The sequence below is a fragment of the Haloarcula sp. CGMCC 1.6347 genome (assembly GCF_037078395.1).
Lineage (GTDB): Archaea > Halobacteriota > Halobacteria > Halobacteriales > Haloarculaceae > Haloarcula > Haloarcula amylolytica.
Map to the genome: position 1 here is coordinate 649,393 of NZ_JAYMGX010000002.1, position 26,512 is coordinate 675,904.

The 26,512-nt window shown below is 64.9% G+C and carries 28 protein-coding genes and 1 tRNA gene; 15 read left to right on the forward strand and 14 right to left on the reverse strand.

Annotation, left to right across the window (positions count from 1 at the left end; translation table 11 throughout):
* Positions 1 to 18: 18 nt before the first annotated feature.
* Together VI340_RS11670 and VI340_RS11675 are read left to right on the forward strand one after the other, a co-directional pair.
* Positions 19 to 1,089 carry a phosphotransferase family protein gene (locus VI340_RS11670; protein ID WP_336358395.1) on the forward strand — a complete coding sequence of 357 codons (1,071 nt, stop codon included), beginning with the start codon at positions 19 to 21 and terminating at the stop codon, positions 1,087 to 1,089.
* Positions 1,090 to 1,258: 169 nt separating this feature from the next.
* Positions 1,259 to 3,223, forward strand: a complete 1,965-nt coding sequence (locus VI340_RS11675; RefSeq protein ID WP_336358396.1) for a 3-hydroxyacyl-CoA dehydrogenase/enoyl-CoA hydratase family protein — start codon at positions 1,259 to 1,261, stop codon at positions 3,221 to 3,223.
* Between the two features lie 27 nt (positions 3,224 to 3,250).
* Here VI340_RS11675 and VI340_RS11680 read toward each other — a convergent pair whose 3' ends face one another.
* The gene (locus VI340_RS11680; protein ID WP_336358397.1) at positions 3,251 to 4,468 is read right to left on the reverse strand and encodes an acyl-CoA dehydrogenase family protein; all 1,218 of its coding nucleotides are present in this window, start codon (positions 4,466 to 4,468) and stop codon (positions 3,251 to 3,253) included.
* Between the two features lie 168 nt (positions 4,469 to 4,636).
* Between VI340_RS11680 and VI340_RS11685 the strand changes: the two genes are divergently transcribed.
* A complete protein-coding gene (locus VI340_RS11685; RefSeq protein ID WP_336358398.1) occupies positions 4,637 to 5,338 on the forward strand; it encodes an HAD family hydrolase in 702 nt (233 codons plus the stop codon).
* A gap of 40 nt (positions 5,339 to 5,378) precedes the next feature.
* On the opposite strand, the gene VI340_RS11690 is transcribed toward VI340_RS11685, so the two are convergent.
* Positions 5,379 to 6,188, reverse strand: a complete 810-nt coding sequence (locus tag VI340_RS11690; protein ID WP_008308129.1) for an SDR family NAD(P)-dependent oxidoreductase — start codon at positions 6,186 to 6,188, stop codon at positions 5,379 to 5,381.
* A 273-nt stretch (positions 6,189 to 6,461) separates the two neighbouring features.
* On the opposite strand from VI340_RS11690, the gene VI340_RS11695 reads away from it, so the two are divergent.
* A complete protein-coding gene (locus VI340_RS11695) occupies positions 6,462 to 6,905 on the forward strand; it encodes a MaoC family dehydratase (RefSeq protein ID WP_336328976.1) in 444 nt (147 codons plus the stop codon).
* 30 nt (positions 6,906 to 6,935) lie between these two features.
* Here VI340_RS11695 and VI340_RS11700 read toward each other — a convergent pair whose 3' ends face one another.
* Complete coding sequence (locus tag VI340_RS11700) at positions 6,936 to 8,075, reverse strand: acyl-CoA dehydrogenase family protein (protein ID WP_008308127.1); 1,140 nt, start codon at positions 8,073 to 8,075, stop codon at positions 6,936 to 6,938.
* Positions 8,076 to 8,960: 885 nt separating this feature from the next.
* Here VI340_RS11700 and VI340_RS11705 point away from each other — a divergent pair.
* The gene (locus VI340_RS11705; RefSeq protein WP_008308126.1) at positions 8,961 to 9,296 is read left to right on the forward strand and encodes a hypothetical protein; all 336 of its coding nucleotides are present in this window, start codon (positions 8,961 to 8,963) and stop codon (positions 9,294 to 9,296) included.
* A 357-nt stretch (positions 9,297 to 9,653) separates the two neighbouring features.
* Here VI340_RS11705 and VI340_RS11710 read toward each other — a convergent pair whose 3' ends face one another.
* From VI340_RS11710 to VI340_RS11725, 4 genes are all read right to left on the reverse strand, one after another.
* A complete protein-coding gene (locus VI340_RS11710; RefSeq protein ID WP_442905012.1) occupies positions 9,654 to 9,902 on the reverse strand; it encodes a PRC-barrel domain containing protein in 249 nt (82 codons plus the stop codon).
* Positions 9,903 to 10,020: 118 nt separating this feature from the next.
* Positions 10,021 to 10,779 (reverse strand): YihY/virulence factor BrkB family protein, encoded by a 759-nt coding sequence (locus VI340_RS11715; RefSeq protein WP_008308124.1) that lies wholly within the window; start codon positions 10,777 to 10,779, stop codon positions 10,021 to 10,023.
* A gap of 218 nt (positions 10,780 to 10,997) precedes the next feature.
* Positions 10,998 to 11,987: an aldo/keto reductase gene (locus tag VI340_RS11720; RefSeq protein WP_336358399.1), complete on the reverse strand. Its 990-nt coding sequence runs from the start codon at positions 11,985 to 11,987 to the stop codon at positions 10,998 to 11,000.
* Positions 11,988 to 12,105: 118 nt separating this feature from the next.
* On the reverse strand, positions 12,106 to 12,255 hold the full coding sequence (locus VI340_RS11725) for a hypothetical protein (RefSeq protein WP_008308122.1): 150 nt from the start codon (positions 12,253 to 12,255) through the stop codon (positions 12,106 to 12,108).
* A gap of 259 nt (positions 12,256 to 12,514) precedes the next feature.
* On the opposite strand from VI340_RS11725, the gene VI340_RS11730 reads away from it, so the two are divergent.
* The gene (locus VI340_RS11730) at positions 12,515 to 13,696 is read left to right on the forward strand and encodes a pyridoxal-phosphate-dependent aminotransferase family protein (protein WP_336358400.1); all 1,182 of its coding nucleotides are present in this window, start codon (positions 12,515 to 12,517) and stop codon (positions 13,694 to 13,696) included.
* Between the two features lie 241 nt (positions 13,697 to 13,937).
* A complete protein-coding gene (locus VI340_RS11735) occupies positions 13,938 to 14,303 on the forward strand; it encodes a universal stress protein (protein WP_336328974.1) in 366 nt (121 codons plus the stop codon).
* A 199-nt stretch (positions 14,304 to 14,502) separates the two neighbouring features.
* On the opposite strand, the gene VI340_RS11740 is transcribed toward VI340_RS11735, so the two are convergent.
* A tRNA-Tyr gene (locus VI340_RS11740) sits at positions 14,503 to 14,576 on the reverse strand.
* A gap of 267 nt (positions 14,577 to 14,843) precedes the next feature.
* Between VI340_RS11740 and VI340_RS11745 the strand changes: the two genes are divergently transcribed.
* The 3 genes from VI340_RS11745 to ftsZ all read left to right on the forward strand — a co-directional run bounded on the left by VI340_RS11745 (position 14,844) and on the right by ftsZ (position 17,146).
* A complete protein-coding gene (locus tag VI340_RS11745; RefSeq protein WP_336358401.1) occupies positions 14,844 to 15,491 on the forward strand; it encodes a double zinc ribbon domain-containing protein in 648 nt (215 codons plus the stop codon).
* Between the two features lie 237 nt (positions 15,492 to 15,728).
* Positions 15,729 to 15,905, forward strand: a complete 177-nt coding sequence (locus tag VI340_RS11750; RefSeq protein ID WP_004515010.1) for a ribbon-helix-helix domain-containing protein — start codon at positions 15,729 to 15,731, stop codon at positions 15,903 to 15,905.
* A 2-nt stretch (positions 15,906 to 15,907) separates the two neighbouring features.
* On the forward strand, positions 15,908 to 17,146 hold the full coding sequence (ftsZ, locus tag VI340_RS11755; RefSeq protein ID WP_005537569.1) for a cell division protein FtsZ: 1,239 nt from the start codon (positions 15,908 to 15,910) through the stop codon (positions 17,144 to 17,146).
* 80 nt (positions 17,147 to 17,226) lie between these two features.
* Here ftsZ and ncsA read toward each other — a convergent pair whose 3' ends face one another.
* From ncsA to VI340_RS11770, 3 genes are all read right to left on the reverse strand, one after another.
* Complete coding sequence (gene ncsA, locus VI340_RS11760) at positions 17,227 to 18,222, reverse strand: tRNA 2-thiolation protein NcsA (RefSeq protein WP_008308109.1); 996 nt, start codon at positions 18,220 to 18,222, stop codon at positions 17,227 to 17,229.
* 87 nt (positions 18,223 to 18,309) lie between these two features.
* A complete protein-coding gene (locus VI340_RS11765; RefSeq protein ID WP_336328972.1) occupies positions 18,310 to 19,008 on the reverse strand; it encodes an alpha/beta hydrolase in 699 nt (232 codons plus the stop codon).
* 90 nt (positions 19,009 to 19,098) lie between these two features.
* Positions 19,099 to 20,124 (reverse strand): DUF2332 domain-containing protein, encoded by a 1,026-nt coding sequence (locus VI340_RS11770; RefSeq protein WP_336328971.1) that lies wholly within the window; start codon positions 20,122 to 20,124, stop codon positions 19,099 to 19,101.
* Positions 20,125 to 20,294: 170 nt separating this feature from the next.
* Here VI340_RS11770 and VI340_RS11775 point away from each other — a divergent pair, with 170 nt between their 5' ends.
* Complete coding sequence (locus tag VI340_RS11775) at positions 20,295 to 21,773, forward strand: phytoene desaturase family protein (protein ID WP_336358402.1); 1,479 nt, start codon at positions 20,295 to 20,297, stop codon at positions 21,771 to 21,773.
* A 107-nt stretch (positions 21,774 to 21,880) separates the two neighbouring features.
* Positions 21,881 to 22,531, forward strand: a complete 651-nt coding sequence (locus tag VI340_RS11780; protein ID WP_004591112.1) for a DUF7095 family protein — start codon at positions 21,881 to 21,883, stop codon at positions 22,529 to 22,531.
* Positions 22,532 to 22,559: 28 nt separating this feature from the next.
* Here VI340_RS11780 and VI340_RS11785 read toward each other — a convergent pair whose 3' ends face one another.
* Positions 22,560 to 22,718 (reverse strand): hypothetical protein, encoded by a 159-nt coding sequence (locus tag VI340_RS11785; protein ID WP_008308102.1) that lies wholly within the window; start codon positions 22,716 to 22,718, stop codon positions 22,560 to 22,562.
* A gap of 171 nt (positions 22,719 to 22,889) precedes the next feature.
* Between VI340_RS11785 and VI340_RS11790 the strand changes: the two genes are divergently transcribed.
* From VI340_RS11790 to VI340_RS11800, 3 genes are read left to right on the forward strand one after another with little or no spacing between them, the layout of a single operon-like run.
* A complete protein-coding gene (locus tag VI340_RS11790) occupies positions 22,890 to 23,720 on the forward strand; it encodes a hypothetical protein (protein WP_336358403.1) in 831 nt (276 codons plus the stop codon).
* Between the two features lie 39 nt (positions 23,721 to 23,759).
* Positions 23,760 to 24,191 (forward strand): CopD family protein, encoded by a 432-nt coding sequence (locus VI340_RS11795; protein WP_336328968.1) that lies wholly within the window; start codon positions 23,760 to 23,762, stop codon positions 24,189 to 24,191.
* Positions 24,184 to 24,774, forward strand: a complete 591-nt coding sequence (locus VI340_RS11800) for a hypothetical protein (RefSeq protein ID WP_336358404.1) — start codon at positions 24,184 to 24,186, stop codon at positions 24,772 to 24,774. Before VI340_RS11795 ends, VI340_RS11800 begins: the two co-directional genes overlap by 8 nt.
* Here the strand turns inward: VI340_RS11800 and VI340_RS11805 are convergent.
* Both VI340_RS11805 and VI340_RS11810 read right to left on the reverse strand, forming a co-directional pair.
* A complete protein-coding gene (locus VI340_RS11805) occupies positions 24,752 to 25,498 on the reverse strand; it encodes a class I SAM-dependent methyltransferase (protein ID WP_336358729.1) in 747 nt (248 codons plus the stop codon). The two genes, VI340_RS11800 and VI340_RS11805, sit on opposite strands and share 23 nt — an antisense overlap.
* A gap of 147 nt (positions 25,499 to 25,645) precedes the next feature.
* Positions 25,646 to 26,479, reverse strand: a complete 834-nt coding sequence (locus tag VI340_RS11810) for a deoxyribonuclease IV (protein WP_336358405.1) — start codon at positions 26,477 to 26,479, stop codon at positions 25,646 to 25,648.
* Between the last annotated feature and the right edge of the window lie 33 nt (positions 26,480 to 26,512).

The following is a 26,512-nucleotide window of genomic DNA, read 5'->3' on the forward strand; positions in this document are numbered from 1 at the left end:
GGGGGTGAAGCAGGTGCCATGACGGAACGCAGCAGCGACTACTACCAACGGCTGGTCGACGAGGACGCCCTCGAATCGTTTTTCACGAGGGAAATAGGACCGGTCGAGACGTTCGACGTTGCGCGCCACGAGCAAGGCCACTCCAACGAAACGCTGTTTGTTACCTGGGGCGACCGGGACCTGGTCGTCAGGCGGCCCCCGCCGGGCCAGACCGCCGAGACGGCCCACGACGTGTTGCGGGAGTATCGCGTCATCGACGCGCTACAGGACACAGCCGTGCCGGTCCCGCCGACGGTGACAGCCTGCGATGACCACGAGGTCATCGGGAGCGATTTCTACGTCATGGCCCGCGTCGAGGGGACCGTCATCCGAGACGAAGAGCCGGAACGCTTCGCAAACGACGACGCTCGGGAGGCCGTCGGCACCGAACTGGTGGACACCCTCGCGGCCATCCACGAAGTGGACCCCGAATCCGTCGGCCTGTCCGACCTCGGCCATGCGAGAGGGTATGCGAAGCGGCAGGTCACGCGCTGGGGGAAACAACTGGCGTGGGCGTTCGAGCGGACGGCCGAGTCCCGTACCATCCCCGAACTGGAGCGGGTCGGCTCGTGGCTACAGGACGAGTGTCCCGACGACCACCCGGAGACACTGGTTCACGGCGATTACAAACTCGACAACGTGATGTTCGGCCCCGGTGCTGACCCCGAACTCGCCGCTGTCTTCGACTGGGAGATGGCGACACTGGGCGACCCACGGGCCGACCTCGGCTGGCTGCTCTCGTACTGGCGCGACGCCAAGGACCCGAAGCCGGAGATTCCCGACCTCACAATGGAGTTTATCGAAGCGCCGGGGTATCTGACCCGGCAAGACCTGGTCGACCGCTGGGAAGCCCAGACGGGCCTTACTTTCGAACACGAGCGGTTCTACCGGACGCTCGCCGTGTACAAGCTCGCCGCCCTCGGCGAGATGTTCTACCGCCGCTATCTGGAGGGCAACGCCGACGACCCGTTCTATCCCCTGATGGAGAACCGCGTCCCGGCGCTGGCCGACCGCGCGATCCGGATTATCGAGGGCGACGAACCGCTCTGAAAACGAAGAGAGACGATTGAGATTATCTGCCGGGCGAGTGGACGGGTTTCCTGAAGTGGATTGAAACAGCCAGAAAGCCCCGACTGGCTGATGACACCGTGACCAACACCACCAGCCACGATTGCTGCTAGGGGGATGATTGATATGTGTTGCAGTAGACACTACGCGTATGCGAGCAGAGCAGACAGAGATAGCGACAGTTGCAGTGCTCGGTGCGGGAACGATGGGTCACGGCATCGCCGAGGTCACGGCCATCGCCGGCTACGACGTCGTGTTGCGTGACATCGAGGAGGACCTCGTCGAGGACGGCTACGACTCAATCGAGTGGTCGCTCGAAAAGCTCGCTGAGAAGGGGCGACTCGACGAGGACCCCGACGACGTGGCGGCGCGCATCGGGACGACGACGGACCTGGAGGCGGCGGTCAGCGACGCGGACCTCGTCATCGAGGCCGGCCCGGAACAGCTCTCGGTGAAACAGGACATCTTCGAGTCCGTCGACGCCGCAGCGCCCGAGGATGCGCTGCTGGCGACGAACAGCTCCTCGCTGTCCATCACAGAAATCGCCGCGGCGACGGAGCGGCCGGAATCGGTGCTGGGCCTGCACTTCTTCAATCCGCCGGTGAAGATGGACCTCGTCGAGGTCATCTACGGCGAGGCGACGACCGACGAGACGGCCGAGGCCGGCTACGAGTTCGTCGAGTCCATCGGCAAGACGCCGATTTACGTCCGCAAGGACGTGCGCGGGTTCGTCGTCAACTCCGTCCTCGGACCGTTCATGAGCGAGCCGGCCTGGATGGTCTCGACGGGCGAGGCGACCATCCGCCAGGCCGACGCCGCGATGGTCCACGAGCGGGGCTATCCGATGGGGCCGTTCGAACTCGGCGACCTGACCGGCATCGACATCGGCTACCACGTCCGCAAGGAGGCCGAGACGCCGATTCCGCCCATCATGGAAGAGAAAGTTGCAAACGAGAAGCTCGGCCGCAAGACCGGCGAGGGGTACTACGACTACGACGACGGCGACGGCCCGGATTACGTCCCGGAGGACGCCGACGGCTTCGACCATCTCCGCGTCGAAGCAGTGATGGCAAACGAGGCGGCGAAGCTCGTCGGCGACGGTGTGGCGACCCCGGAGGCCATCGACACGGGGATGCAGCTCGGTGCGGGCTTCCCCGAGGGAACCTGCCGGCGGGCCGACGACATCGGCCTCGATACAATCCTCGAAAAGCTCCGGACGCTCCACGACGAACACGGCGACGACCGCTACGAGCCGGCCGACTACCTCGTCGAACTCGTCGAGGCCGGCCACACCGGCAAGGAAGCAGGCCGGGGCTTCCACGAATACAGCACCGGCGACGGGCCGAGCGACTACCACACCATCAACTGGGCGCTCGACGACGACGGGCTGCTGGAGGTGGAACTCGACCGCCCGTCGCGGATGAACGCCATCAGCGAAACGCTCGCCGACGAGGTCGTGGACCTGCTCTCATCTGTCGACGACGACGAAGTTCGGGCCGTCGTGTTCGAAGGGGCCGGCGACCGCGCCTTCTCCGCCGGGGCCGACATCTCCGGCTTCGCGGACCGTGACCCCGCACAGACTTCGGAGCCGACAGAAGTGTTCACGACCGTCGCGGAGTACCCCCGTCCGACGCTGGCGCGCATCGACGGCTACTGTCTCGGCGCGGGGCTGGAACTCGCCCTGGCCTGTGACCTCCGGGTGGCGACGACCGACTCGGAGTTCGGCTTCCCCGAAATCACGCTCGGCCTGCTGCCCGGGGGCGGCGGGACACAGCGCGCGATTCGGATGTTGACCGATGCACGGGCCAAAGAACTGGTCTTCCGTGGCGAGCACATCTCCGCCGAGCGGGCGGCCGACTGGGGACTCATCAACCGGGCCGTCGACGCCGACGAGTTCGACAGCGTAGTCGGGGCGTTCGTCGAGGACCTCGTCTCCGGGCCGCCGATTGCCCTGCGGAAGGCCAAGCGCGTGATGAACGAGGGGGCCGACGAGAGCCTCGACGCCGGCCTCGAAATGGAGAGCCAGGCCTTCGCGCTCCTGCTGACGACCGACGACGTCGAAGAAGGAACGGCGGCCTTCGCGGCCGACCGCGAACCGGAGTTCGAGGGGCAATAGCGACCCGTTCCGCTGGCGGCCCGCGTTCTACTCCCGGTAGCGACGGACTGGCTCCAGCTCGTCGCTGTCCACGTCCTCGAACGCCTCACGGGCGATGGTACGCAGGTGGACCTCGTCGGCGCCGTCGACGATGCGGAACGTCCTGACCAGTTCGTAGAAGTCCGCCAGCGGGAGGTCCCGTCCGATGCCGTTGCCGCCGCAGAACTGGACCGCGGTGTCGATGGCGTCCTGGGTCGCCCGGGCGGCGAACACCTTGCTCATCGACACCTCGACGCGGGCCTCCTGCCCGGCCGAGATGGCGTCTGCGGCGGCCCGGACCAGCGCTCGCGCGGCCTGAATCTGTGTCTCCTGTTCGGCGATTTCAAAGCGGACGTGCTGTTTGTCGGCCACGGAGTCGCCGAAGGCCTGGCGCTCGGTGGTGTAGGCCTTGGCGATGGACAGCGCCCGCTCGGCCATCCCCGAGAAACGCATGCAGTGGGTGAGCCGCGCCGGGCCGAGGCGCTGCTGGACGTGCTGGAAACCGTTGCCCTCCTCGCCCAGCAGGTGCTCCTCGGGGACGCGAACGCCGTTGAACTCGATTTCGGCGTGGCCCTTCGGGTCGCCCTGGCTGCCCATGTGCGGGACGTTCCGAACGATGTCCACGCCGTCGGCGTCGGCCGGGACGATGAACACTGAACACCCCTGATACGGATGCACGTCCTCGTCCGTCCGAGCGAAGACGAGCAGGATATCGGCATCGACGCCGCCGGTAGTCCACCACTTGTGGCCGTCGATGACCCACTCGTCGCCGTCCTTCTGCGCCGTGGTGCGTATCATCTTCGGGTCCGAGCCCGCGCCCTGCATCGGCTCCGTCATCGCGAAGCCCGACTGTATCTCGCCCTCGACGAGCGGGTCGAGGTACTCCGATTTCTGGAGGTCCGTCCCTTGCATCTCCAGCAGGTGCATATTCCCCTCGTCGGGCGCGTCCACTCGCATCGCAATCGGGCCGAGGAGGCTTCGACCCGCTTCCTCGAACGTCGGCAACACGTCCCGGAAGTCATAGCCCATGCCGCCGTGTTCCTCGGCTATCTGGGGGGCGTACACGTCGTACTCTCGCGCGGCCGCGCGGAGGTCACGAACTGTTGCGTCCGAGATCGCGGTCCCGCCCGCGAGTTCGCGCTCCCGCGGGATGACGACCTCGTCCATCAACGCTCTGGCGCGCTCGGCGAGTTCAGTCGCGGCCTCGGAATCGGTGAACGATATCATGGCACAGTCTCGTTCTCGCACGTCGACATCATAAGTGTTGGAGCACAGCGAACGCGTGGTCGCTCGTTTATTTTCCGGAATCGTGTTCCGGTACGTCATCACGGCGTCCCCACCACGACACCGAGCGTCGGCGGTAGTTTCATACCCGGGCCAGTCCAAGCCGCTGCCGTGAGCGAGAGTCCAGACGTCGAGGCCGTCTTCTGGGACATCGGGGGCGTCATCCTTCGGATGGAGTCAGTCCGGGCGGCCCACCGCGAGTTTGTCGAGCAGTTGTGTGCGGAGTATCCAGGGGCCGTGGATTCCGACGCGGCCCTCGAACAGTGGCGGTCGGTCCTCGGAACGTACTTCCGCGAGCGCGACGGGACGGCGTTCCGGCCGGCCCGCGAGGGCTACCGGCTGGCAGTCGACGAAATTCTGACAGTCGACCCTGAGGAAACCGAGTGGGAATCGCTGTTCCGGAGAATCCGCGACGAACGGGCCGAACCCAATCCCGACGCCATCGCTGCCATCGAGGCCGTGGCAGACGCGCCGCTCCATCAGGGTGTCATCAGTGACGTGGACGACGACGAGGGCGAGCAATTGCTTCGGGCTTTCGGCGTCTGGGACGCGATGGATTCGTACACCGCCTCGGAGACCGTCGGTCGGACCAAGCCCGACCCGGCGATGTTCGAAACGGCGCTGGAAAAGGCCGAGGTCACACCGGCACAGGCCGTGATGATCGGTGACCGCTACGAGCACGACATGGACGGCGGGACGGAGGCGGGACTGTGGACGGTCGCCTACGGGGCTGAGGACGGACCCGCCGTGGATATCGCGCTCGACGACCTCCGGGAGTTGCCGGACTGGCTCGGCATCCCGGAGCGGGAGTGACGCCGCGGCCTCCGGCCGTCGTTGCTGGAACTCCCGGCGCTCAGATGTCGGGCGTCTCTTCGAGCCGCGGGACGCCGGCGGCCGTGATGGTCTGGCCGACGATGTACGACGACGCCGGACTGGCGAGGAACAGCGCGATGTCGGCGATTTCCTCCGAGAGGCCGATGCGGCGCTCGACGGCCTCGCGGTCGATGTTGTCGGCGCTGACGCCCATCTGTGACTCGACGCCCGGCGTGGCGACGAAGCCCGGCGCGATGCAGTTGATGCGGATGTCGCGGTCAGCCCACTCCGCCGACAGCGTCGACGTGAGGTTGCTGACGCCGGCCTTGGCGGCCCCGTAGTGGCTCATGTACGGCGCGCCCTGTTCGCCGGCGACGCTGGAGAGGTTGATGACCGTCCCGCCGTCGCCGTCGGCCAGTGCGTCGCCGGCCGCCTGCGTGCAGTGGTAGGTCCCGTGGAGGTTGATGTCGACGATGGTTTTCCAGCCGTTCTCGCTGATGTCGTCGAACCCGGCCATGAAACTCGCGCCGGCGTTGTTCACGAGCACGTCCAGCCCGCCGAACTCGTCGACGGTCGCCTCCACCAGCGCCTCGACGGCCTCGCGGTCTGTCACGTCGCATTCGATAGCGACCGCCTCGCCGGGCCGGTCGCTGTCGTTGATCTCGTCGGCGACGGGGCCGACGTTGTCCTGCTCGCGCGAGCAGACAACCACGTCCGCCCCGTCGGCCGCGAACTCCTCTGCGATTGCCCGGCCGATGCCGCTCGATGCGCCCGTGATAATCGCCCGCTGGCCCTCCAGACTAAACCGCTCCGTGTGTGGCTTTGACATCGCTTCGGACATCTCGGGCATCCCCAATAAAGCTACGTCCTGAGTGCTCTCTGCCGGGTTCCGTTGAATATAGTTGAACAGCTAGCGTCGGCTGTGGCTGTTGCGCAACTCCGTGGTAGTGGGAGAACGACCGGGGAGCCCCGGTAACGTTATCACCGGCGCGGGACACGGTGACGACGTGCATGTCCAGCAACAGTAGCAGACCGCTCCGGAACCGGCGGGTGCGGACGCGGCAGTGGCAACTCGACCAGAAACCGAAGCGTCGTTCCGCAGTCGCTTGCGAGGGACGGTACAATGGCCGGTGAGTTCGACGCGGTCGAAGTCGGCGACGGCTTCACCACGTCGGGGCGAACCATCACCGAGGCCGACGTGGTCAACTTCGCGGGCGTCAGCGGGGACTTCAATCACCTCCACACGAACGCAGAGCGGATGGCCGACTCGGGGTACGGCGAGCGCATCGCCCACGGCGCACTGGTGTTCTCGGTCGTCACTGGCCTGCTGTGGCAGGCCCGCGACGAGGCGGAAAAGCGGCACATGGTCGCGTTCTACGGGCTCGACCGCCTCCGGTTCGTCAAGCCGGTGTTTCTGGGGGACACGATTCACGTCGAGGCCGAGATTGTCGACAAGGAGCGGCGAGACCACCCGGTTGCGACGGGCGTCGTCCGGACTGAGGTCACCGCGCTGAATCAGGCCGACGAAGCCGTCTTTTCGGCCGAGTTCCTGACGCTCCGGCGGTAGGCTGCGCGGTCTCTCAGCCGCAGTGCAGTCTCACAGCACGCGGTCGGCGATGATGTTCTTCTGAATCTCGCTGGTCCCCTCGTAGATTTTGGTGATACGGGCGTCGCGGTAGTAGCGCTCGACGTTGTGGTCGGTGACGTAGCCCGCGCCGCCGTGGACCTGAATCGCCTCGTCGGCCACGTCGACGGCGTGCTCGCTGGCGAACAACTTCGCCATGCTGGCCCACTTCGTCGCAACGTCGAGATTGTCCTCGTCGATGGCGCTGGCGGCGCGGTAGGTGAGCGACCGGGCGGCCTCGACGTTCGTCGCCATCTCCGCGATTTTGTGTTCGATGGCCTGGAACTCGCTGATTGGCTGGCCGAACTGCTCACGCTCGTTCGCGTACTGCACCGAGTCGTCGAGAGCGGCCTGAGCGGTGCCGACGGCTTGCGCGGCGACATTCGCTCGCCCGCTCGCGAAGAAGTCCATCAGCTGGTAGAAGCCAGCGCCCTCCTCGCCGACGAGGTTCTCCTCGGGGACGCGAACGTCGTCAATGATGATTTCGGCCAGGTCCGACGCGCGGATGCCGAGCTTGTTGTCGATTTTCTCGGCCTCCAGGCCGTCGGTGTCCGTCGGCACGAGGAACGCGCTGATGCCCTCGTGGCCGGCGTCGGGGTCGGTCTTGGCAATCACGACCATCACGTCGGCGACGGTGCCGTTCGTAATCCACATCTTGTTACCGTTAAGCACCCAGCCGTCGCTGTCGCGTTCGGCGTAGGTCTCGATGCCGGCCACGTTCGAGCCGTGGGCGGGTTCGCTGATAGCGCTGGCACACGCCGACTTCCCGCTAGTGATTTTCGGCAGCCACTCCTCTTTCATCCACTCGTCGCCGTACTTCTGGATCATGCTCGAACCGAAGCCACGGGAGCCGATGGCGCTCCCGATACCCGGGTCGGCCCGCCACAGCTCCTCGGTGACGACGACGCCGGTGAGGCTGTCCATCCCCGAGCCGCCGTACTTCTCGGGGACTTCCGGCGCGATGAGGTCGTACTGTGCCGCCTGCTCCATCAGTTCCTCCGGGTAGCGCTTCTCCCTGTCGCATTCCTTTCCGAGCGGCTCGATCTCGTTCTCGCCGAATTCACGCACCGCTTCTCGGACTGCCGTCTGCTCGGCCGTCAAGCTAAACGCCATATTCGATGTGTGACGGCCACCCAAATATAGATTTGGTCGACTGTGTCTTCTGCGTGCCCCGGTTGCGGAGCATACGGCCACTGAGTGCCCGCTGTCGACGGTTCGTATTCTCGAACAGATACCGAATACAGTGAACGCAACGGAAGGCCATCCATCGGACTACACCGTCCCGCGAAATGGGCGATATGTAGCTGTACGCGCTTGCCGCTGTCTCCTATCATGACAGTCCATTGCCGGCAAACACAGAGCGCACCGGGAGTAAACACGATCGAGGCGCTGTTTGTTCCGTATGCTGAAACTGGCAGTGTTCCACGGCACCGTGGCTCGCCGATAGCCCCGCCAGCGGGAGAGACAGGAGACTGTTCAGTACAGAGGAATAATAACCGTACTTTTGTTATCCGACAGGACAAGTGAGGACAGACTGCCCGAGCGTGTGTCGCTGGTGGGAGCGGATACACCGGCCCAGCAGCAGGGTACCAGTTGACGTGGACTAGTTAGCTGCCACTGGGCCGTGCTTACGCTACGACGCAGGCGCTTTTGATATCGTTCGACTTATCCGAACGATCACAACAGGGCAGTGCGTCTTTGGTGGTGTGATATTACCGAGACCACGGTAACAGATTTGGTTGAGAATATAGATGTAAATATCCGACATATATTCAATAACTCCGACATTTAGGGAGTAGATGGGAAGATTCTACTACAGAATAGATGATTTTGGATTTATATTAGACTAAAGAGCGTTCTCGAACGCAGTTATAACTACATATATTGGACTCCTAATAACATCCATACAACTCGCTTTTGCAGTGAAACAGCCGGTAAATGCGTCTGTTGTAACAAATATGGAAACGTATTTCTACAAGTGTGCATATATTTGCCCCTATGGGAGACGAAGAAGACATCGAAGACGAGACCGTGTCAGTATCGATGGAGATATCGGGGAATTACGACGAAGTCATGTCGAAACTGGCGACAGAAGACGAGGGGTCGACGTCGCTCGTCTCGCTACTCGACGACCTCGAACAGTTGCTTGACACGGTGGTCCGGATGGACGGTGGGACACGCAGTGCAATTGCCCAGCAGCTGCCCGAGGATATGACGGTCTCCTTCGACGCCCAGGCGGTCGTCGATACGCTGCAGGTGCTCGAACGCTACGACCTCGTTGTCCTCGAAGGCAACACCTGGAAGCCCGGTCCGAAACTCACCACCGAAGAGTGATTCACCACAGTCCGGTCGGTAGCGGGTGGCTAGTTCGCCGGAACCGGTCATGATGATCGGAGCCAACGGCTGTAACACCTGCCGGAGCACCAGTTTCGGTGTGCAACGGCGATGTATTTCCAGTTGACGTGACCGACGTGCAGTAGCGTCCCCCTGTCGCCCAGCCTGTCCACTATCACCACGTAAAGAGCTGTATAACAAACATCGGATCGCACGGAAGACTGTATGCGAGCACAGTGCGTGCTCGTACTCTCCCGACGCCCACCGTCCCATGCTCCCCTGTACGGGACGGTTTCACGCCGGGTTTGCCCACCCGGCATTGGTCCTCGATACGTCCGTCTAACAGTCCCGGATTCCTTACAGGCCCGAGCTGAGATGGATTTCGTCTTCGGTAATCGTCTCGACGGCGTCGGCCTGTAACGGATAGCCGTCATCCTCGTCGGTGTCTTCCCAGCCGAGCTTCGTCATGAGCGTCGTCTTCAGCCCGGGGTCGGGGTCGACGTGAGCGGTGCCGTATCTGTACCCGCTGACGATGCCGACTTCGTCGCCGGTACTCGTGACAACTGTCTTGCCAACGTCGTCGTCGGTCAGTTGGATCGTAGACATTGCAGTCGTTGCTACCGGCGGTACGGGCATCACCGATGTGCTTGCATACGCAACCGCCGCGACGGACCCGCGTCCGCGCAGTACAAGGCGCGCCGTTGACGGGGCCGGCCCACCGACGCTACCAGTCCAGCGTCGCGTTGACGACGACACCGAGCAGCAACACGATGGCGGCCAGATACAGCGCCGTGACAAACAGGAGCAGCGCGCCGAGGTAGCCGTAGGCTGCGTACCGGCCAGCGGTTCCGGCGTAGTAGAAGAACCCGACCTGGATAGTGATCCAGCCTGCTGCGGCTACCAGCGTCCCCGGCACGACGTGTGTGAATGACGTCTCGACCGGCGGCAGAACGTAGTATATCGGGACGAACGAGACAACGAGGGCGGCAAACGCGGTGAGATTGCCGACCAGCGTCGGATATGGGATCTGAAACTGGACGTACGTGAGCGCGACGCTGGTGGCCGACAGCAGGACGACAGCACCGAATAGCACTCCCATCACAACTGCGCTGCGGACGAGCTGGGCCGGCAACGAGATTTCAGTGACCTCGCCGTACACCTCGGTAAAGGCGATTGTAAGACCGCGGAACACCTTGCTGCCGCTCCAGGCCACGAACACCAGACTCAGGGTCCCGGTCGCCCCGTGGCCGCGCGTGTTCTCCAGCAGTTCCGTCAGAATCACCTCGCCGTTCTCGGAGAGAACCGTCCGGAGCAGGTCCAGCAGCGTGGCGGTGCCCCCGAACGTGGAGAGCACGGCGAGCGAGAGCGCGAGCAGCGGGACGATAGATGCGATCGCGTAGTAGGCGATACTGGCTGCCATGAACGGGACATCTTCCTCGCGAACCGTTCGGACGATCTCGCGTCCGGTCGCGATACCACTCATCGGCGTCGGGAGCGCGTTTCGGTGACACGGATTCTACCCACTAGCTGAACTGGACGCACAGTGCGTAGGTCACGAGCCACGGGAATAGAACGAACGCCTGCGATGGCAGGCATGGGGGCCGGTGACTGCCGGAGGCCGAGAAGCAGTTACCGGTGCGAGGCGCGGCGTACTCGATAGGTCGTCAAATCCCGTCAGGTTCTGATACGGCGAAGCGGCGACTACCAGCGGTGGTGGACGTCGTCGAAGACGTACTCCTCGTAGATGTCACGCACCGCGCCGTGGACCTGATTCGAGAGCTGGTCCATCTCGCTGACCGCTGCGTTCGCCCGAACGTGGTCCGGGTTCGTCGAGCCGGGGATGACGGTCGACACCGCGTCGTGGTCCAAAATCCAGCGCAGCGCCATCTGGGCCATCGTCATCCGTTCGGGGACGTGCCCGCGGAGTTCGTCGACGGCGTCGAAGCCCGCGTCGACCGGGAGGCCGGCGAAGGTCTCGCCGCGGTCGAACGCCTCACCCTCGATGTTGAAGTTCCGGTGGTCGTTCTCGGGGAACTCCGTGTCCCGGGAGAGGTTGCCGGTCAGGAGTCCGGAGGCCAGCGGGACGCGGACGATGACGCCGACGTCGCGGCGCTTGGCCGCCTCGAAGAACCGCTCCGCGGGCCGCTGGCGGAACATGTTGAAGATAATCTGGACCGTCTCGACTTCCGGGTACTCGATGGCTTTCAGCGCTTCCTCGACCCGTTCGACGCTGACGCCGCAGTGCTCGACCTTCCCCTCGTCTTTCAGCTGCGCGAGGGCGTCGAACGTCTCCGGCTGGTAGTAGGCGTCCGTCGGCGGGCAGTGCAGTTGCAGGAGTTCGAGCGTGTCGACCCCGAGGTACTCCCGCGAGCGGTCGACGTGCTCGGAGAGGGTGTCGTAGTTGTAGCGCTCGGCCGTATGGGGGTCGAGTCGGCGGCCGGCCTTCGTCGCGACGGTCACCTCGTCGCGGACCTCGCGTTCGTCGAGCACGTCGGCGATGCGCTGTTCGCTGAAGCCGTCGCCGTACACGTCGGCAGTGTCGATGAAGTCGACGCCGGCGTCGAGCGCCGTGCGGATCGTTTCCCGTCCTTCCGCCGCCGAGACGTCGCCCCAGTCACCACCGATATTCCAAGTCCCAAGTCCGACAGCTGTCACGTCGTACCCTGTCGTCCCTAACTGTCGTCGGTTCACGTACAGCCGTACCGTCGGCGGTCACTTGGTGGCTGTGGTACGCGGCACCAATCTAAAAAAGGGCAGTGTAGCCCGATAGCAGGCAGTCCGGTGGACGTGCCAACGTGGACGCCGGGGGCTACGTGAGCCACTTCGTCCGGCGGATGTCGTACGCACCACAGTCCGGACACGCGTGGTACTGAACGTCGAACGACGCCTGGCAGACCAGACAGGTGTACCGGCGTCTCGGTTCCTCCCCAGGGGACGCAGCGTTATCGAACAATCCCATCGACGACCACACGCTCCCTTGGCAGTACGAGACTAAAAACAGGGCAGATCGTTCATGCGCTTCATATCGGCGCTGTCTTGCGGTTACGATTATGGGAGAGGGTGGTAGTCGCTGGTGACTGGCAACACAAAAGTGATGTTTGAAGGATATTTTTGGAGTTGGAGAGTTGTCGTCCCAGCGAAGTTGTGAAGCCGACCCTGCCCTGACCAGAGAGTCGTGACCGCGGATTTTAATGCCCAGTCACCGGGTAACACACGGTATGGATGAGGCACCTGCTGTCGGTGAGTTGACACCGCCGGATCGAACGCTGATGGGTCCCGGCCCGAGCGACGTGCACCCGCGCGTGCTCAAGGCGATGAGCACGCCGCTGGTCGGCCACCTCGATCCCTCGTTCATCGAGATTATGGACGAGGTCCAGGACCTCCTCCGGTACACGTTCCGAACGGACAACAAGTGGACGATTCCGGTCTCCGGGACCGGCTCCGCGGCGATGGAGGCAGCCATCGGAAACGTCGTCGAACCGGGCGATACGATGCTCGTCCCGACGAACGGCTACTTCGGCGGCCGGATGGCGAGCATGGCCGAGCGAGCCGGCGGCGACGTCGTCACTGTCGACGCTCCCTGGGGCCAGCCGCTCGACCCGTCGGCGGTCGAAGCGGCATTCGACGAACACAGCCCGGACGTGTTCGGATTCGTCCACGCCGAGACCAGCACCGGCGTCCTCCAGCCGTCGGTGCCCGAGCTGACGGACATCGCCCACGCGAACGACGCGCTGGTCATCGCCGACAGCGTGACCTCGCTGGGCGGCGTCGAACTCCGCGTCGACGAGTGGGGCATCGACGTGGCCTACTCCGGCCCCCAGAAGTGCCTCTCCTGTCCGCCGGGCGCGAGCCCGCTCACGCTCAACGACGACGCGATGGACAAGGTCCTCTCCCGCGAGTCCGAGGCCCGCTCGTGGTACTTGGACATCTCGCTGCTGGAAGGGTACTGGGGCGAGGAGCGCGCCTACCACCACACGGCCCCGATTACGAACGTGTATGCGCTCCGTGAGGCGCTTCGGCTCGTCGCCGAGGAAGGCATCGAAGAACGCTGGGACCGCCACCTGCGCGTCGCTGGCGCGCTGAAAGCCGGCGTCGAGGGCATGGGACTGGAGATGAACGCCCCCGACGACTTCTGGCTCCCGAGCCTGAACACCGTCCGCGTGCCCGACGGCGTTGACGACGGCGCGGTAATCCAACACCTGCTGGACGAGTACGACCTCGAAATCGCCAGCGGCTTAGGCGCACTGGAGGGGGATATCTGGCGTATCGGCTGTATGGGTCATTCGGCCCGCCGGCAGAACGTCAGCTACCTGCTCGCGGCGCTGGGCAACGCGCTCGGTGAGCAGGGCACGGCCGTAAACGTGGACGCCGGGCTGGCGGCGATGAGCGAGCGGTTCTAACGCCACGCCAAGCCGACACGCGCAGTTCGATTCGAGATTCTGTCGGGTTCATCTCCAACAGCCCTCGTGATCCCCGCGCTTTTGTTCTGGTTCGAGAGCCGGGGCATCTGCTGCTTCGAGCGCGTTACAGCGGGACATTCCGCGCCTCTGGTCGGTCGACGTGGGCTGCCACACTGGTTTTCTTACCCCGCGGGAATTTGTGTCATAGTTTAGTTCACTTGAGCTAACATATCTAGGGGAGATGTACAGTGTACTCGTACCCGTCGACAGGAACGAAGCGCGCGCATCGAATCAAGCAAGCTATGTCTCACGACTCCCGGATGCCACTGCAACCGCCGAGGCGACAGTGCTCTACGTGATGCCGCCCGACGAATTCGCCGATGCCGAGGAGGTGGCGTTCGGTGACGTAGACGCCGCCGTCCAGGCAGCCGATCAACTGGAAGAAGCCGGCGTCTCCGTGACTCGAATGGTTGCCGACGGCGGCGTTGCCCAACAGATCGTCCGTACCGCGACAGAGCTGGACAGTGATGAGATCGTCGTCGGCGGACGCAAGCGCTCGGGCGTCTCGAAGGTCTTGCTCGGTAGCACTGCACAGGACGTGTTCTAGAGATAGAGGATTTCTACACCACGAAAACGTGGCGTACGCTATCAGCTATCATTCGGCTGAAAACCAAGTCCGCCCTCCCCGATTTGAACACCGGAGGACGTGCTCACTTCGCTGCGCGCGCCCTCCGAGCACGAAATCGGGTCGGTTGAATTTTCGACCCTCATCGCACTCGCTACGCTCGCGGATTCGGATACCAAAATCCGCCCTCCCCGATTTGAACGGGGGACAAGTCGATCTACAGTCGACTGCTCTACCAGTCTGAGCTAAGGGCGGTCGACACCCGAAAATACCCCGCCGTCCAGACTTAAGGATTGTTATTCGCGGAGGGTGCGCCGAACGGTCACACGACGCGGGGTGACACACCGGCCGGTGTCAGACACGTCTGACCCCGCTTCCCGATCCTCCGAGAGACAAGTCAAAGCGGTCTACGAGCGGAATCCGACCGGGAGGAGATTTACGGCGTCATGCCGGTAGCTGACGGGCGTCAGACAGCGCGGGAAGATTAAAATACCAGCCTGTATAATACCCTCATCGAGCCCGATGAGTAAGATAACGTTCCGTGCTGACGACGACCTCATCGACCAACTCGAGGCGTTCGACGCCTCGAAGAGCGAGGTCATGCGCGAAGCGCTCCGGGAGTACCTCGGAGACGCGTCACCGTCAGCGTCGGAGCCACCGTCGGCGGCGTCGGAGCCACCGTCGGCGGCGTCGGAGTCCGTGACCGACGCCGAGACGATCGACGAGCTCATCGAAGACCGCGTCGACAGTATCATCGCCGACCGGCTGCAAACGCGACAGCCCCGCTCGCAACCGCAGGATGTCAACGTAAACATCTCGTTAGACGGCGTAAGCGCGGGGACAGCGAGCGCCGAAACCGACCGACAGCGCGCCGGCGGCCGAGGGGAAAGCACCGAGGGCGGACGGTCCCACGGCGAAAGTCAAACGTCTGATACGAGTGGGCGTAAGACAGAAGCGGAAACACGGGACAGAGCCGAGACGGAGGAACGTAAGACGTGCGCGCAATGTGGTGAAAACCTGGGTTCTGACCACGTTTACTGCCCGAACTGCGGTGAGAAGGCGTCCCGCCGGGTGTTCTGTGACTGCGGCGATGAACTCCGGTCGGACTGGGGATTCTGCCCGGGTTGTGGGAGACGAACGCCTGCGGCGGATGTCCTCGACCAGACCTAAATCAGCGTTTGCACGCGATAGACACCCTCAGATGCCGTAAACGGGAAAGTGTATGACACTGCCCGTAAGTTTTAATACATCAGGGTCAGTGGTTTATTCTGCGTAAGACGGTCGTCTTACACAGCGGCGAACGCGAGGGGATGCCGCCCTCGTACTGCGGTTTCGCTGTGTAAACACTCGTGCGGGGCGTAAACAGGTCCCGTCCGGGCCGTCTTACCCAAGGGGAAACTACCAAACATGGAGCGTGTGACACTACGGATTCCGAAGCAGCAGATTGAAGAGGTCGAACAAATGGTCGAGACGGGCGAGTACCCCAATCGGAGCGAAGCGATTCGCTCGGCGGTGCGGGAGATGCTCGCCGAGGAAGGCTCCGAACAGGCCTCCGAAAAGAAGCGGTCCTGGGCCAAGGTGTAACGATGCAGGATATCGTCAACGAGGCCCTCGAACGCGACGAGCAAGAAAAGAAGAAGATGTCCGACGAGGACGTCGACGGGTTCGGAGACCCGCGCATCGTCATCGTCGGCTGTGGTGGCGCCGGCAACAACACCGTCAACCGCCTGTACAACATCGGCGTCGAGGGCGCTGACACCGTGGCCATCAACACGGACAAACAGCACCTCAAGATGATCGAAGCCGACACGAAGATTCTGGTCGGCAAGTCCCTCACCAACGGCCTCGGTGCCGGTGGCGACCCGTCGATGGGCGAGCGCGCCACGGAGATGGCACAGGGCACCATCAAGGAAGTGCTGGGCGACGCTGACCTCGTGTTCGTCACCGCCGGCATGGGTGGCGGAACCGGGACCGGTGCAGCCCCGGTCGTCTCGAAGATCGCCAAGGAACAGGGCGCAATCGTCGTCGGCATGGTGTCGACGCCGTTCAACGTCGAGCGAGCGCGGACGGTCAAGGCCGAAGAAGGCTTGGAGAAGCTCCGCAACGAAGCGGACTCCATCATCGTGCTGGACAACAACCGTCTGCTCGATTACGTCCCGAACCTGCCCATCGGCAAGGCGTTCTCCGTGATGGACCAGATCATCGCCGAGACCGTCAAGGGCATCTCCGAGACTATCACTCAACCGAGCCTCATCAACCTCGACTACGCCGACATGACGTCCATCATGAACCAGGGCGGCGTCGCGGTGATGCTGGTCGGCGAGACCCAGGACAAGAACAAGACCGAAGAGGTCGTCAAGGATGCGATGAACCACCCGCTGCTCGACGTGGACTACCGCGGCGCGAGCGGCGGCCTGGTCCACATCACTGGCGGTCCGGACCTCACGCTGAAGGAGGCCGAGGGCATCGCACAGAACATCACCGAGCGGCTCGAGGCCGACGCCAACGTCATCTGGGGCGCGCGGATTCAGGAAGAGTACAAGGGCAAGGTGCGGGTCATGGCTATCATGACCGGCGTCCAGTCCGCCCAGGTGCTCGGTCCGACGACCCAGAAGCAGGCCAACAAGTCCCGCGAGGCGATTCAGGAAGTCGGTGACGACACGTCATTCGACGCGTCCGACAACGTCGAGAGCTTCGACAGCCCCGCCCCGAACAGCGGGAGTCAGAACAGCGGCGGTCGAACCACCGGCTACAGCGAGACCGACGGCGGACAGGACCAGCGCGAGAAGAACAACGGACTCGACGTCATCCGGACGAACAAGTAGCGACGTCCGCAATTCTTCTTTCGGTTTTTCGGTCGTGAGCGACGCTTTTGCTCAGCGGTGTCTGACAAACGAGACTTCGCTCAGACCGCTTCCAGCGCGTCCAGCAGATTACACTTCCGGCAGAGGTCCCGCGCCGTCGGCGAGCCGCAGTTGTCGCATTCGCCGTAGTCAGTGTCGCCGTTCTCGCCGCCGTAGGTATCGGCGGCTAACGCGGCGAGCTTCTCGTAGCCAGCCATAATCGAGTGACGCGTGCCGGGGTGGTTCTCCTCCAGTCCGAGCATGAGCTCCTGAATCTCCCCGCGGTAGGCCTCATCGGCGTGGGGGCATTCGGTGATGTGTGCTGGGAGGTCTTTGAATCGAGCGTACAGCGCGACCTCTTTCTCCGGGATGTCACGGAGCGGCTTCGCCCGGGGGATGTGGTGGTCTTGCGCCTCGCGCGTCTGTTCTGTAGGCGCGTCCGCAGACGAGTCAAACGGACCGAGCGACGCCTCGAAGTGCTTGGCGATCTGTGAGATGTCGCCTTCGAGGAAGTTCATCAGCGCCGTCTCGGCCTCGTCGTCGAGGTTGTGGCCGGTCAGCAGTTTGTCCGCGTCGAGTTCCTCGGCGTACTCCGAGAGGAGGTCCCGACGGAACACGCCGCAGTAGGCACAGGCGGCCATCCCCTCGGGGTCGTCCTCGACGACGTCGTCCATCTGGACGCCGAACTCCTCGGCGTAGGAGACGGTGACGTGTTCGATGCCGAGGTCGTCGGTCAACTCCTCGCAGGCCTCCAGACTCGCGTCGCGGTAGCCCTCGATACCCTCGTGAATAGAAAGGGCGACCAGTTCGATGCGGGGGTCCTCGGCGAACGTGTCGTGGAGAATCTGCGTGAGGACGACGCTGTCCTTGCCGCCCGAGAGGCCGATGACCCAGGTCTCTGGGTCCTCAACCGTGGCGTCGTCGGACACGAGGCCGTCCTCGCGGATGCGACGGCGGACCCGTTTCGTGACCGCTCGGCAGAGATGAGACTCACAGAGGTGAAGCCCGGAATAGGCCGCGTGTAACACCGCGTTCTCGCCGCATTTGTCGCACTCCATCGTGACGAGTAGTCGTGGCCGCAATGGTGAGAGGGTTTCGTCTCGGCCCCGCCAGGCCAGGTCGTGCCGAATCGGTCACAGCCACACTCACAGCATGTCGGGGCCGTGCTGTAACGCGTCGAGGACCACCTCGACGGTGTCCTCGCGGCCGCTGGACGAGAACAGTTCGTGGCCGCCGTCGTACAGCCGGATGCGGTCGGCCGGCAGGCGCTCGCCGACGGCACGCGGGTCGACGACTGTGTCCGTGAGCGAGCAAAACGCCGCGGCGGCGTCCCGGGCCGGGGGAAGCGACCGCTGTGCCCGCAGCACCGTCCGAAGGAAGGCGGGTGAAACCGACGACGGGGCGTCCGCGAGCTGCCGGGCCGTCGCCAGGTCGCCGATAGAATCGGCGTCCAGCGTGTCAATCGGGATGAACGGTCTCGTGATTGGCAGGGACGCGATAGCGTCGAGCATCGGCCCCGGAACCGGGAAGTCACTGTCCCACCATGGGCTCAGGTACACCCGATTGCCGATGCCATCGGCGTCGAGGTGGGCCGCTGTCAGCCCGCCCGCACTGTGCCCGAGCAGGTCGAACCTGTCAAGGTCGGTAGTGTACTCCTGAATCGGCCCGACCCACTCCCGCCGGTAGTCGGAGATGTGTGTCGGCAGTTCGACGGCGTGGACGCGGTACGCTGCCGCAAGCTGGTCGATGAGCCACTGGACGTTCCGGTGTCGACACCGGTTCCCCCAGCCGAGGACGAGCAGGCAGTCCTGGGTAGCCCCCTCGTCGTACACGCGAATCTGCATACGCGACGTTCCCGCGGCGGAGACATAAGCCCGGGTGAACGCCTGACAGCCGCCCGTCGTGTTGCCGGCGTGGGTAGCCAGTTGGTGCGCTCAGGGCCGCCACGATAGCCACGCCCCGTGTGGCTCGTAGTCGGCGAGACGTGTCGTTTCGATGTCGCCATCAGTCCAGCGCCTCCAGTCCAGCCCCACCGACTCGCCGCCCGACAGGTCCCGCTGACCGGTGAGCCAGTGCAGCGGGCGCTCGGCCATCAACTCTTCGAGAAACGCCGTCAGCGCCTCGCTCAGTTCCGCCGAGACCTGATACAGCACGAGCGTGTTCACGACACAGACCGGTACGTCGGACGGAATCTCGTCGAGTACCGCTGGCAGGTCATCGAGCATATCGCCCTCGATAAGCTCGGGTGGGTCGTCCCGCGCAACCGACAGCGAACCGTCTAAAACGGCGCGCCGCGCCTCGTGTTCGGGCCAGACGAGCGCGCGGAGCCAGTCCCTGTCGGCCTCGTCGGTCACGTCGAGCGGATTGCGGTCGATGCCAACCCGGGAGCGGATAGCTGGAGGGGTCTCTGGAAGCGGCGGATCGCCGCGCCGGACGCTGCTCTCGATGGTGACTAGTGAGTCGCCGTTACCCACTACGCGACCGTCGTAATCGTAGCGGTAGCGGTCGAACAGGAGGTTCAGGCCGGCGCTCGGCCCGAGTTCCACCAGCGCGAGCGGCCCGTCGGCGGCGCGGGCCACCTGTGCGACGGCCGGATAGAGGACCGCGCTGCGCCGCACCGCGTTCGTCTGCGTGCGCCGACTCCGCAGGAGCGCCCGGATGTCGTCGGCATGGTCGAGACAGAACGCGCGGAAGGCCGGGAAACACTCCTCGTCGGGATCGCGCGCCGACGGGGAGACATTCGAATAGTACTCGGCCAGCCGGTGGTCCGGGTGACGCCGAAGCAGGTACTGGACCGCGGCCAGCAGGAGGTGCGGGGCCTGGCGGCCCGCCGGTGCGGTCGCCGCGAGGTCCAGTATTTGCCGGTCCGTCGCGGCGTGGTGGCAAAGGTGGGCGTACAGGGGGGAGGAATCGTCAGCCCACTCAGTCAGGTCCCGGAACTGCGTCTGGAGGGAGGACATAACGGCGGAGACACCGCACTGACAGATGAGTGTTCGGCTCCCGGTAGATACTATTTAGACCGTCACACATGTAGCTGGACCAATGAGTCTGTGCCGGCAAAACGAACTCGGACGAGTCACAGTCCTCACCGCGACGAGTGGGTGCGGGATACTCTCACAGGTGGGGAGTCATGGGAACTGAGTCCGCGGACGTGGCCGTCATCGGCGGCGGTGTCGCCGGGATGAGCACGGCCGCGCGACTGCAGGCGGACGGTTACTCGACGGTCGTTCTCGAACAGCACCACAGCGTCGGCGGCTGTGCGGGCTACTACGAGCGGGCGGGGTTCCGGTTCGACGTCGGCGCGACAACACTCGTCGATTTCGTGCCAGAGGGTGTCGGCGGCAAGCTACTGTCGGCCGTCGGCTTCGATCCCCCAGCGATAGCGATACAGGACGCCTACGATGTCTGGCTGCCGGACCGGACAGTGACGCTGTACCGCGACCAAGCCGACTGGGACGCCGAGCGGCGTACGAAACTCGGCGACGACAAGCGACATCTCGCGTTCTACGACTTCATCGACGACCTCTCGGCGCGGCTCTGGCGGCTCACCAGAACAGACGTCAAGATGCCGATACGGAGCGCCGGCGACCTCGTTCGGAACGCCCGCGCGGTCGGCCTTCGGGACCTTCCGCTGGCCAGATATCTCCGCTGGACGATGGCCGACGCGATGCGCGACCACGGCGTGTACGACGACCGACCGCTCCGAGCAGTCGTCTCGATGCTCGTCGAGGATACGGTCCATGCCACGCTCGACGACGCGCCGCTGTTGAACGCCGTCCTCGGGATGACGATCCGTCGGACGGGGCTGGGCCGGGCGACCGGTGGGATGTACGGCTTCTGGGAGTCCTTCGTCGACCAGTACACGGACATCGGCGGGCGAGTCGAGACCGGGCGAACCGTGACTGCGGTGACCGACTCCAACGGCGGCTTTCGCGTGGACTCGGCGGCTGGTCCGGTCGACGCAGATCAGGTCGTCAGCACTGTCCCAGTCCCCGTTACCAGAAGCCTCGCGCCGACGGTCGTCGGCGACAGACTCGACGACTACTGTTCGATGCTGCAAGCCCACGAAGGGAGCGCACTCGTGCTGTTTCTCGGCGTCCCGGCAGCCGAGGTCGACAGCCGCGAGCGGACGCACCACCAAATTCTGCAGGCCTACGACGAACCGCTGGGCAACGGGAACAACATGTTCGTCTCCGTCTCCGCGCCGGGTGACGACGTGAGCGCACCGGCAGGACACCGGGCAGTCATGCTGTCCACCCACTGTGCAGTCGAGCCGTGGCAAGGCCTTGACGAGGCGGCCTACGGGGAACAGAAGGCGGCCGCTCGCGAGCAACTACTTGCAGGCGGCCGGACCGTCTATCCCGACCTCGGGACCGATCCGGTCGTCTCCGAGGTGGCGACGCCGGTCACCTACGAACAGTTCACGAACAGACCCCGCGGGGCTGTCGGGGGATACAGGCAGACGCCGGCGAACGCGAACCAGGGGGCCGTCCCACAGGACGTGGGCGTCGAGGGGTTCTACCTCGCCGGTGACACCACATGGCCAGGCCTTGGCACCGTCGCCTGTGTCAAAGGGAGCGAAATCGCGGCCGACCACGTCCGGAGCTGACCACTACGGCGTGGCATAGATCGACCACCCCGACATGGTACGGGCGACACGCGACATGACGGGCACGGAGAGTCAGCGTTTAGGCCACGCAACTGGTAGCGGAGACAATGAGTCTGGACCGTCCGGAGGCAGTCGAGCGGGTCGAGGAAATCGTCGCCACAGTCGAGGACGAGACGATGCCGGTCCCGGTCCGGGAGGTGTGGGTGTACGGCGACGTGGCGCTCGGGCTGGACCCGGTCGAGCGACTGGACGTGTACGTCACCAAGGACATCCTGTTCAAGGACGCGCCGGAGCGCGCCGAAGAGTTCCAGCGCAGTCACGGCGTCGACGGCGTCGGCAAGACCGTCCGCGCCGCGTGGGCCGACGAGCATCCCGAGTACATCCGCGCGAACGCCAACGGCCACGCTGCGCCCGAAAAGTGCCTCGCCGCCCACCTCCTGAACGACGACGAGCCGGTCCACCTGGAGGTGTGTAACGCCTCCTTCGAGGACAACGTCACCCAGCGGCTCAAGGGGGCGAAGATGCGAAACGACTACGAACAGATTCTGGACCCGCGCGGGGCCTGCCTGTGGCTCGACGGCGAACGGTCGCCCGACGCGTTCCAGAAGCTCCGTGACAACGAGTTCGTCTTCCCGACGCTGACCCAGTCGCTGTCGATGCTCGGGATGGACGAGACGGAGGCCGGCGATGCCGCCGACGCGGTCAAAGAGTACCGGGCACAGCAGGAGGGAGCGACGGTTCGGGGCGACGTGGTGTAGGCGGTCGCCGCCGGCTTTGGTAGGCCGATTACTGCAGCCATGGCGCGTCGACCGTCGAGAATCGGTGTCCGCAGGCGGGACACTCGACGAGCCCCGAGCCGCGCTCGCCGTCGTCGACGGCAGCGAACCGACGGCTCCAGGTAACGTGTCGGCACTCCGGACAGCGGCGGACGAGCGGTGGTATCATGTAGAGACGCGAATCGGTACGTGTCGTCCGTAGCTGCTCGCCCCGCAAGGGTCTATCGGCGGTCAACATCGCCCCGCATGGGGCCGCCGGGCGCGAACACAGTCCATGACAACTACAACGCGATTTTGAGCGAACGGAAGGGATACACCCACACCACGGGAAGGGAATCGTATGCAACGGACGCGACGAGCGACCCTGGGACTGGTCGGTGGCATGGCAATGGGTGCCCTGAGCGGCTGTCTCGCGCCGGGCGGGAACGGCAGTGGGGACGGCGGCACGGAAACACGCACGCATCCGTCGCCGGGAACTGCTCCCGGCACCGAGACGGACGACGGAGCCACCGACACCGAGACGGAGGACGGCGGCACGGAGACGGCCACCGACGACGAAACGCCGACGGACACGCCGGACGGGCTGCCCGGCGACCTGGACCGGGTCGATACGCCGCCATACGAAATCGAGGACGTCGAGTGCGACTTCGACAACTCCGGCGAGGGCGACCGCGACCCGCTGTATCTCTGTGCGAACATGCCGGCCGAGCCGTCGCTGTCGTTCGAGCAGGCGTCGACGCGAGGGACGCTGTTTGCCGACGAAGGGCTACGGACGGGTTCAAACGACAACGGTGACCAGCTCTACGCGACACTGCTGACAGACGCCGACGACATCGAGCGACTCGAAGACAACAGCGGTGACGCGTACAGTCTCGCCGCCGACACCGACTTCGAGAGTCACGCCGTCCTCGTCGTTCAGACCGGCTGGGGCTCCGGGTCGATTCTCCCCCACCTGAAACGCATCGAGGAGACGGCGGACGGCATCCACGCGTTCGGCTGTTACACACAGCCCTGTGTCTACACCAGCGATTTCACCGCCCGGTCGACGGTCGCCAGATTCGAGCATCCGGACGCGCTCGACAGCGGCGTCGTCAGCCTGACTGTCGACCCGTCGACGCGGTACAACGTGGCGACGGGTGAGAACGTGGTGACAATCGACCAGTCAAACTGACCCCTGTGTTCTTTGCGACCTGCGGGTGAAGCGACAGCTATGGCAGCCCTCCCGATTCGAACCCTCCACGTCCTCGCGATGGCGGCCCTCGTCGGCGGTACGACCCTCCTCTGGTACAGCTATCGGAGCGGCGCTATCGCCTCGCTCGCGCCCGCGCGACAGTTCGAGTGGCTGTTCTGGGCCGGCGTCGGCGTGCTCGTGTTCACCGGCGTCGGCAACCTCGGCACGCTCGGACCGCCGGGTCCCGGAACCGACTGGGGACGGACCCTGCTGGTGAAACTCGTCGTCGTCGTCGCCCTCGTCGTGGGATCGGTCGTCCGGACGCTCCTCCTCGTTCAAGCCAGCGACCGCGAGGCAACATCCGGTGACCTGTCCCCAACCCTTCTGCGAACGCTTTCGCGGGCGTACGGCGTGACGGCAGCGGTCCTCCTCGGTATCGTCGTCCTCGCGGAGGTCCTCGCACATGGCTGAGGACCGCCGTGAGCGGAGAGCTGAAAGCGAGATAACGACCGGGGCCGAGACCGAGCCAGCACACACCGCGGAACGGGCCAACGCGCGACCGGTCTCGCTCGTGACGTGGACGCTCGCCACGTTCGACACCGCCCTGTTCGTCCTGCTCGGCGTCCTCGCCGCTCACGCGAGCGGCGGTCTCGCCGACCTGCTCGCCGGGCTGAACACCCTCGTCGGCGTGGCCGTCTTCTGCTACCTCTGGGCGCTGTTCGTCCTGGCGGTCCGATGGGTTCACGGCCGGGTGGCGCTCGACTCGGCCGGAGTCAGCACGCTCGTCCTCCACGGAGTTGCGGCCGGCTGTGCCACCGGCGTCGCGTTCCTGCTGGGCCTGTTCGCGGTGGCGCTCGTGCCGACAATACAGAGCGGCGGGGTCCGACTGCAGGCGGTGCTGCTTGTCTTGCTCATCGGGGCCGGTGTCGCCGCTGTCGTCGGCGGCGTCGTCGGACTGGTCGCCAGCCTGCTGGACGGCGCAGTCTACAGACTGGCGGGCTATTTCCTCCCTGAAGCCGAGAACGAGCAGGTCACGGAACCTCGCCGACAGTGACGAAGAACGGGACCGTCTCGCGGCGTTCGTAGGCCTCCGCTTGCATCTGCTCGATTACGTCACGGCCCATCGACCGCCAGCGCTCCCGGAGCGCGTCGTACTCGGCGGGCGTCGCCTCGCCGTTGAGAATCGTCTCGCGGTCGTGGGCCAGTCCGGTCCCGGTCGCCTTCCGCCGGGCCGCCTGCATCGCCGCGTCGTCGTAGGGCGGCTCGATGCGCTGCTCTTGGTCGTACTGTGTCGTCGAGACGACGGACAGCCCCGCGTCGCGGAACACGTCGGCGGCGTCGCTACCGAGGGTGACGTCCGTTCGCACGCCATCGAGAAAGAGCCGACGAGCGCGGCGGGCCAGTATCGGTTCCGCGTCGACGGTCGACTCGACGGTGACGGCGGCGTTGTTCGGCTCGATGGCGGCCACGCGGTCGGTGGCGACGCGGGCGAACTCCCGAACCGCGACCTCGGGGTCTGGGAGGTTGATGAGCAACGCCTGACACACCACCAGGTCGAAGCTGTCGTCGGCAAAAGGGAGTCGCGTCGCGTCCCCGCAGACGGTCGGGTCGCCGGCGGCGGCCAGCAGGTCCGTATCGGCGTCGAGGCCGACGACCGTTCCGTCGGTCTCCTCGCGGAGGACGCGGGTCAGCTCGCCGGTCCCACACCCCACGTCGAGGACGCGCTCGCACTCGCCCAACTGCAAGCCCGAGAGCGCCGCGCGGGAGTCGGCCCACATCCCCCGGCGGGTGGTTTCGAGGTAGTCGGCGGAGAACCTGCGCACAGTTCCGCAGAGTCGAGTCGACCTAAAAAGTACCGCGGTCGAACGCGCTCGCGCTCCCTCACAGAATCGAGGAGATCGGATACGTGCGCTCGATAGCGGCGTCTATTCGCCGCGCAGCTCTTTGACGCGCTCGATGTTCCAGGCGAAGCTCTTGCCGTCCTCGGTCGGCGTCTCGAGCACCAGCGGCACGTCGCGGATGGCGCCGTGGTTGACGAACGCGCGCATCCCGTCCTCGCCGATGTGGCCCTCGCCGATGTGGGCGTGTTCGTCCTTGTTCGTCCCGCACTCGTGTTTGGAGTCGTTGAGGTGGACGCAGGCGAGATCATCGAAGCCGACGACCTCGTCGAACTCCGCCAGCGTCTCCTCGACGGCCTCGGGCGTCGAGAGGTCGTAGCCCGCAGCGAACATATGGGCCGTGTCGAGACAGAACTCGATGTCCTGGTCGGTTCGTTCCCGGACCGTCGCCAGGTGCTCGAACTGGCCGCCGAGTTTCGTCCCGCTGCCCGCGTCGGACTCGACCAGCACGGTGACCCCCTCGGGGATGTCGAGGTCGTCCAGTACGCTCGCGGCGTTGTCCAAGCCGCCGTCGACGCCCGCGCCGGTGTGAGCGCCGAGGTGGACGTTGACGTACTCGATGCCCAGCTTCGCGGCGGCGTCGACCTCCTTCTGCATGGAGTCCAGCGACTTCTCGCGGAGGTCGTCTTTGGGCGTACAGAGGTTGACCAGATACGACGAGTGGATGACCCACGGGCCGACGCCGTGGTCGGCTGCGAGGTCGCGGAACTGCTCAGCCTCGTCGTCGTCGATGTTCGGGTCCTGCCAGACCTGCGGCGAATGGGAGAATATCTGCCCGCAGTTGCCGCTGTACTCGACCTGTTCCTCGACGGCGTTGTAGACGCCGCCGGCGATAGAGGTGTGTGCCCCGACTCGTACCATGCACACCGGTCGGTGATGCCCGACAAAAGAGGT

Excerpts from the sequence above, each read along its gene's own strand:
- VI340_RS11705 (WP_008308126.1), top strand. The coding sequence starts at position 8,961 with ATGGGAGACGAAGAAGACATCGAAGACGAGACCGTGTCAGTATCGATG.
- ftsZ (WP_005537569.1), top strand. The coding sequence starts at position 15,908 with ATGCAGGATATCGTCAACGAGGCCCTCGAACGCGACGAGCAAGAAAAG.
- VI340_RS11690 (WP_008308129.1), bottom strand. The coding sequence starts at position 6,188 with ATGCCCGAGATGTCCGAAGCGATGTCAAAGCCACACACGGAGCGGTTT.
- VI340_RS11745 (WP_336358401.1), top strand. The coding sequence starts at position 14,844 with ATGAGTAAGATAACGTTCCGTGCTGACGACGACCTCATCGACCAACTC.
- VI340_RS11700 (WP_008308127.1), bottom strand. The coding sequence starts at position 8,075 with ATGGCGTTTAGCTTGACGGCCGAGCAGACGGCAGTCCGAGAAGCGGTG.
- VI340_RS11670 (WP_336358395.1), top strand. The coding sequence starts at position 19 with ATGACGGAACGCAGCAGCGACTACTACCAACGGCTGGTCGACGAGGAC.
- VI340_RS11750 (WP_004515010.1), top strand. The coding sequence starts at position 15,729 with ATGGAGCGTGTGACACTACGGATTCCGAAGCAGCAGATTGAAGAGGTC.
- VI340_RS11785 (WP_008308102.1), bottom strand. The coding sequence starts at position 22,718 with ATGATACCACCGCTCGTCCGCCGCTGTCCGGAGTGCCGACACGTTACC.
- VI340_RS11810 (WP_336358405.1), bottom strand. The coding sequence starts at position 26,479 with ATGGTACGAGTCGGGGCACACACCTCTATCGCCGGCGGCGTCTACAAC.
- VI340_RS11805 (WP_336358729.1), bottom strand. The coding sequence starts at position 25,498 with ATGTGGGCCGACTCCCGCGCGGCGCTCTCGGGCTTGCAGTTGGGCGAG.
- VI340_RS11735 (WP_336328974.1), top strand. The coding sequence starts at position 13,938 with ATGTACAGTGTACTCGTACCCGTCGACAGGAACGAAGCGCGCGCATCG.
- VI340_RS11790 (WP_336358403.1), top strand. The coding sequence starts at position 22,890 with ATGCAACGGACGCGACGAGCGACCCTGGGACTGGTCGGTGGCATGGCA.
- VI340_RS11695 (WP_336328976.1), top strand. The coding sequence starts at position 6,462 with ATGGCCGGTGAGTTCGACGCGGTCGAAGTCGGCGACGGCTTCACCACG.
- VI340_RS11730 (WP_336358400.1), top strand. The coding sequence starts at position 12,515 with ATGGATGAGGCACCTGCTGTCGGTGAGTTGACACCGCCGGATCGAACG.
- VI340_RS11675 (WP_336358396.1), top strand. The coding sequence starts at position 1,259 with ATGCGAGCAGAGCAGACAGAGATAGCGACAGTTGCAGTGCTCGGTGCG.
- VI340_RS11780 (WP_004591112.1), top strand. The coding sequence starts at position 21,881 with ATGAGTCTGGACCGTCCGGAGGCAGTCGAGCGGGTCGAGGAAATCGTC.
- VI340_RS11770 (WP_336328971.1), bottom strand. The coding sequence starts at position 20,124 with ATGTCCTCCCTCCAGACGCAGTTCCGGGACCTGACTGAGTGGGCTGAC.
- VI340_RS11725 (WP_008308122.1), bottom strand. The coding sequence starts at position 12,255 with ATGGGATTGTTCGATAACGCTGCGTCCCCTGGGGAGGAACCGAGACGC.
- VI340_RS11715 (WP_008308124.1), bottom strand. The coding sequence starts at position 10,779 with ATGAGTGGTATCGCGACCGGACGCGAGATCGTCCGAACGGTTCGCGAG.
- VI340_RS11680 (WP_336358397.1), bottom strand. The coding sequence starts at position 4,468 with ATGATATCGTTCACCGATTCCGAGGCCGCGACTGAACTCGCCGAGCGC.
- VI340_RS11795 (WP_336328968.1), top strand. The coding sequence starts at position 23,760 with ATGGCAGCCCTCCCGATTCGAACCCTCCACGTCCTCGCGATGGCGGCC.
- ncsA (WP_008308109.1), bottom strand. The coding sequence starts at position 18,222 with ATGGAGTGCGACAAATGCGGCGAGAACGCGGTGTTACACGCGGCCTAT.
- VI340_RS11765 (WP_336328972.1), bottom strand. The coding sequence starts at position 19,008 with ATGCAGATTCGCGTGTACGACGAGGGGGCTACCCAGGACTGCCTGCTC.
- VI340_RS11710 (WP_442905012.1), bottom strand. The coding sequence starts at position 9,902 with ATGTCTACGATCCAACTGACCGACGACGACGTTGGCAAGACAGTTGTC.
- VI340_RS11775 (WP_336358402.1), top strand. The coding sequence starts at position 20,295 with ATGGGAACTGAGTCCGCGGACGTGGCCGTCATCGGCGGCGGTGTCGCC.
- VI340_RS11800 (WP_336358404.1), top strand. The coding sequence starts at position 24,184 with ATGGCTGAGGACCGCCGTGAGCGGAGAGCTGAAAGCGAGATAACGACC.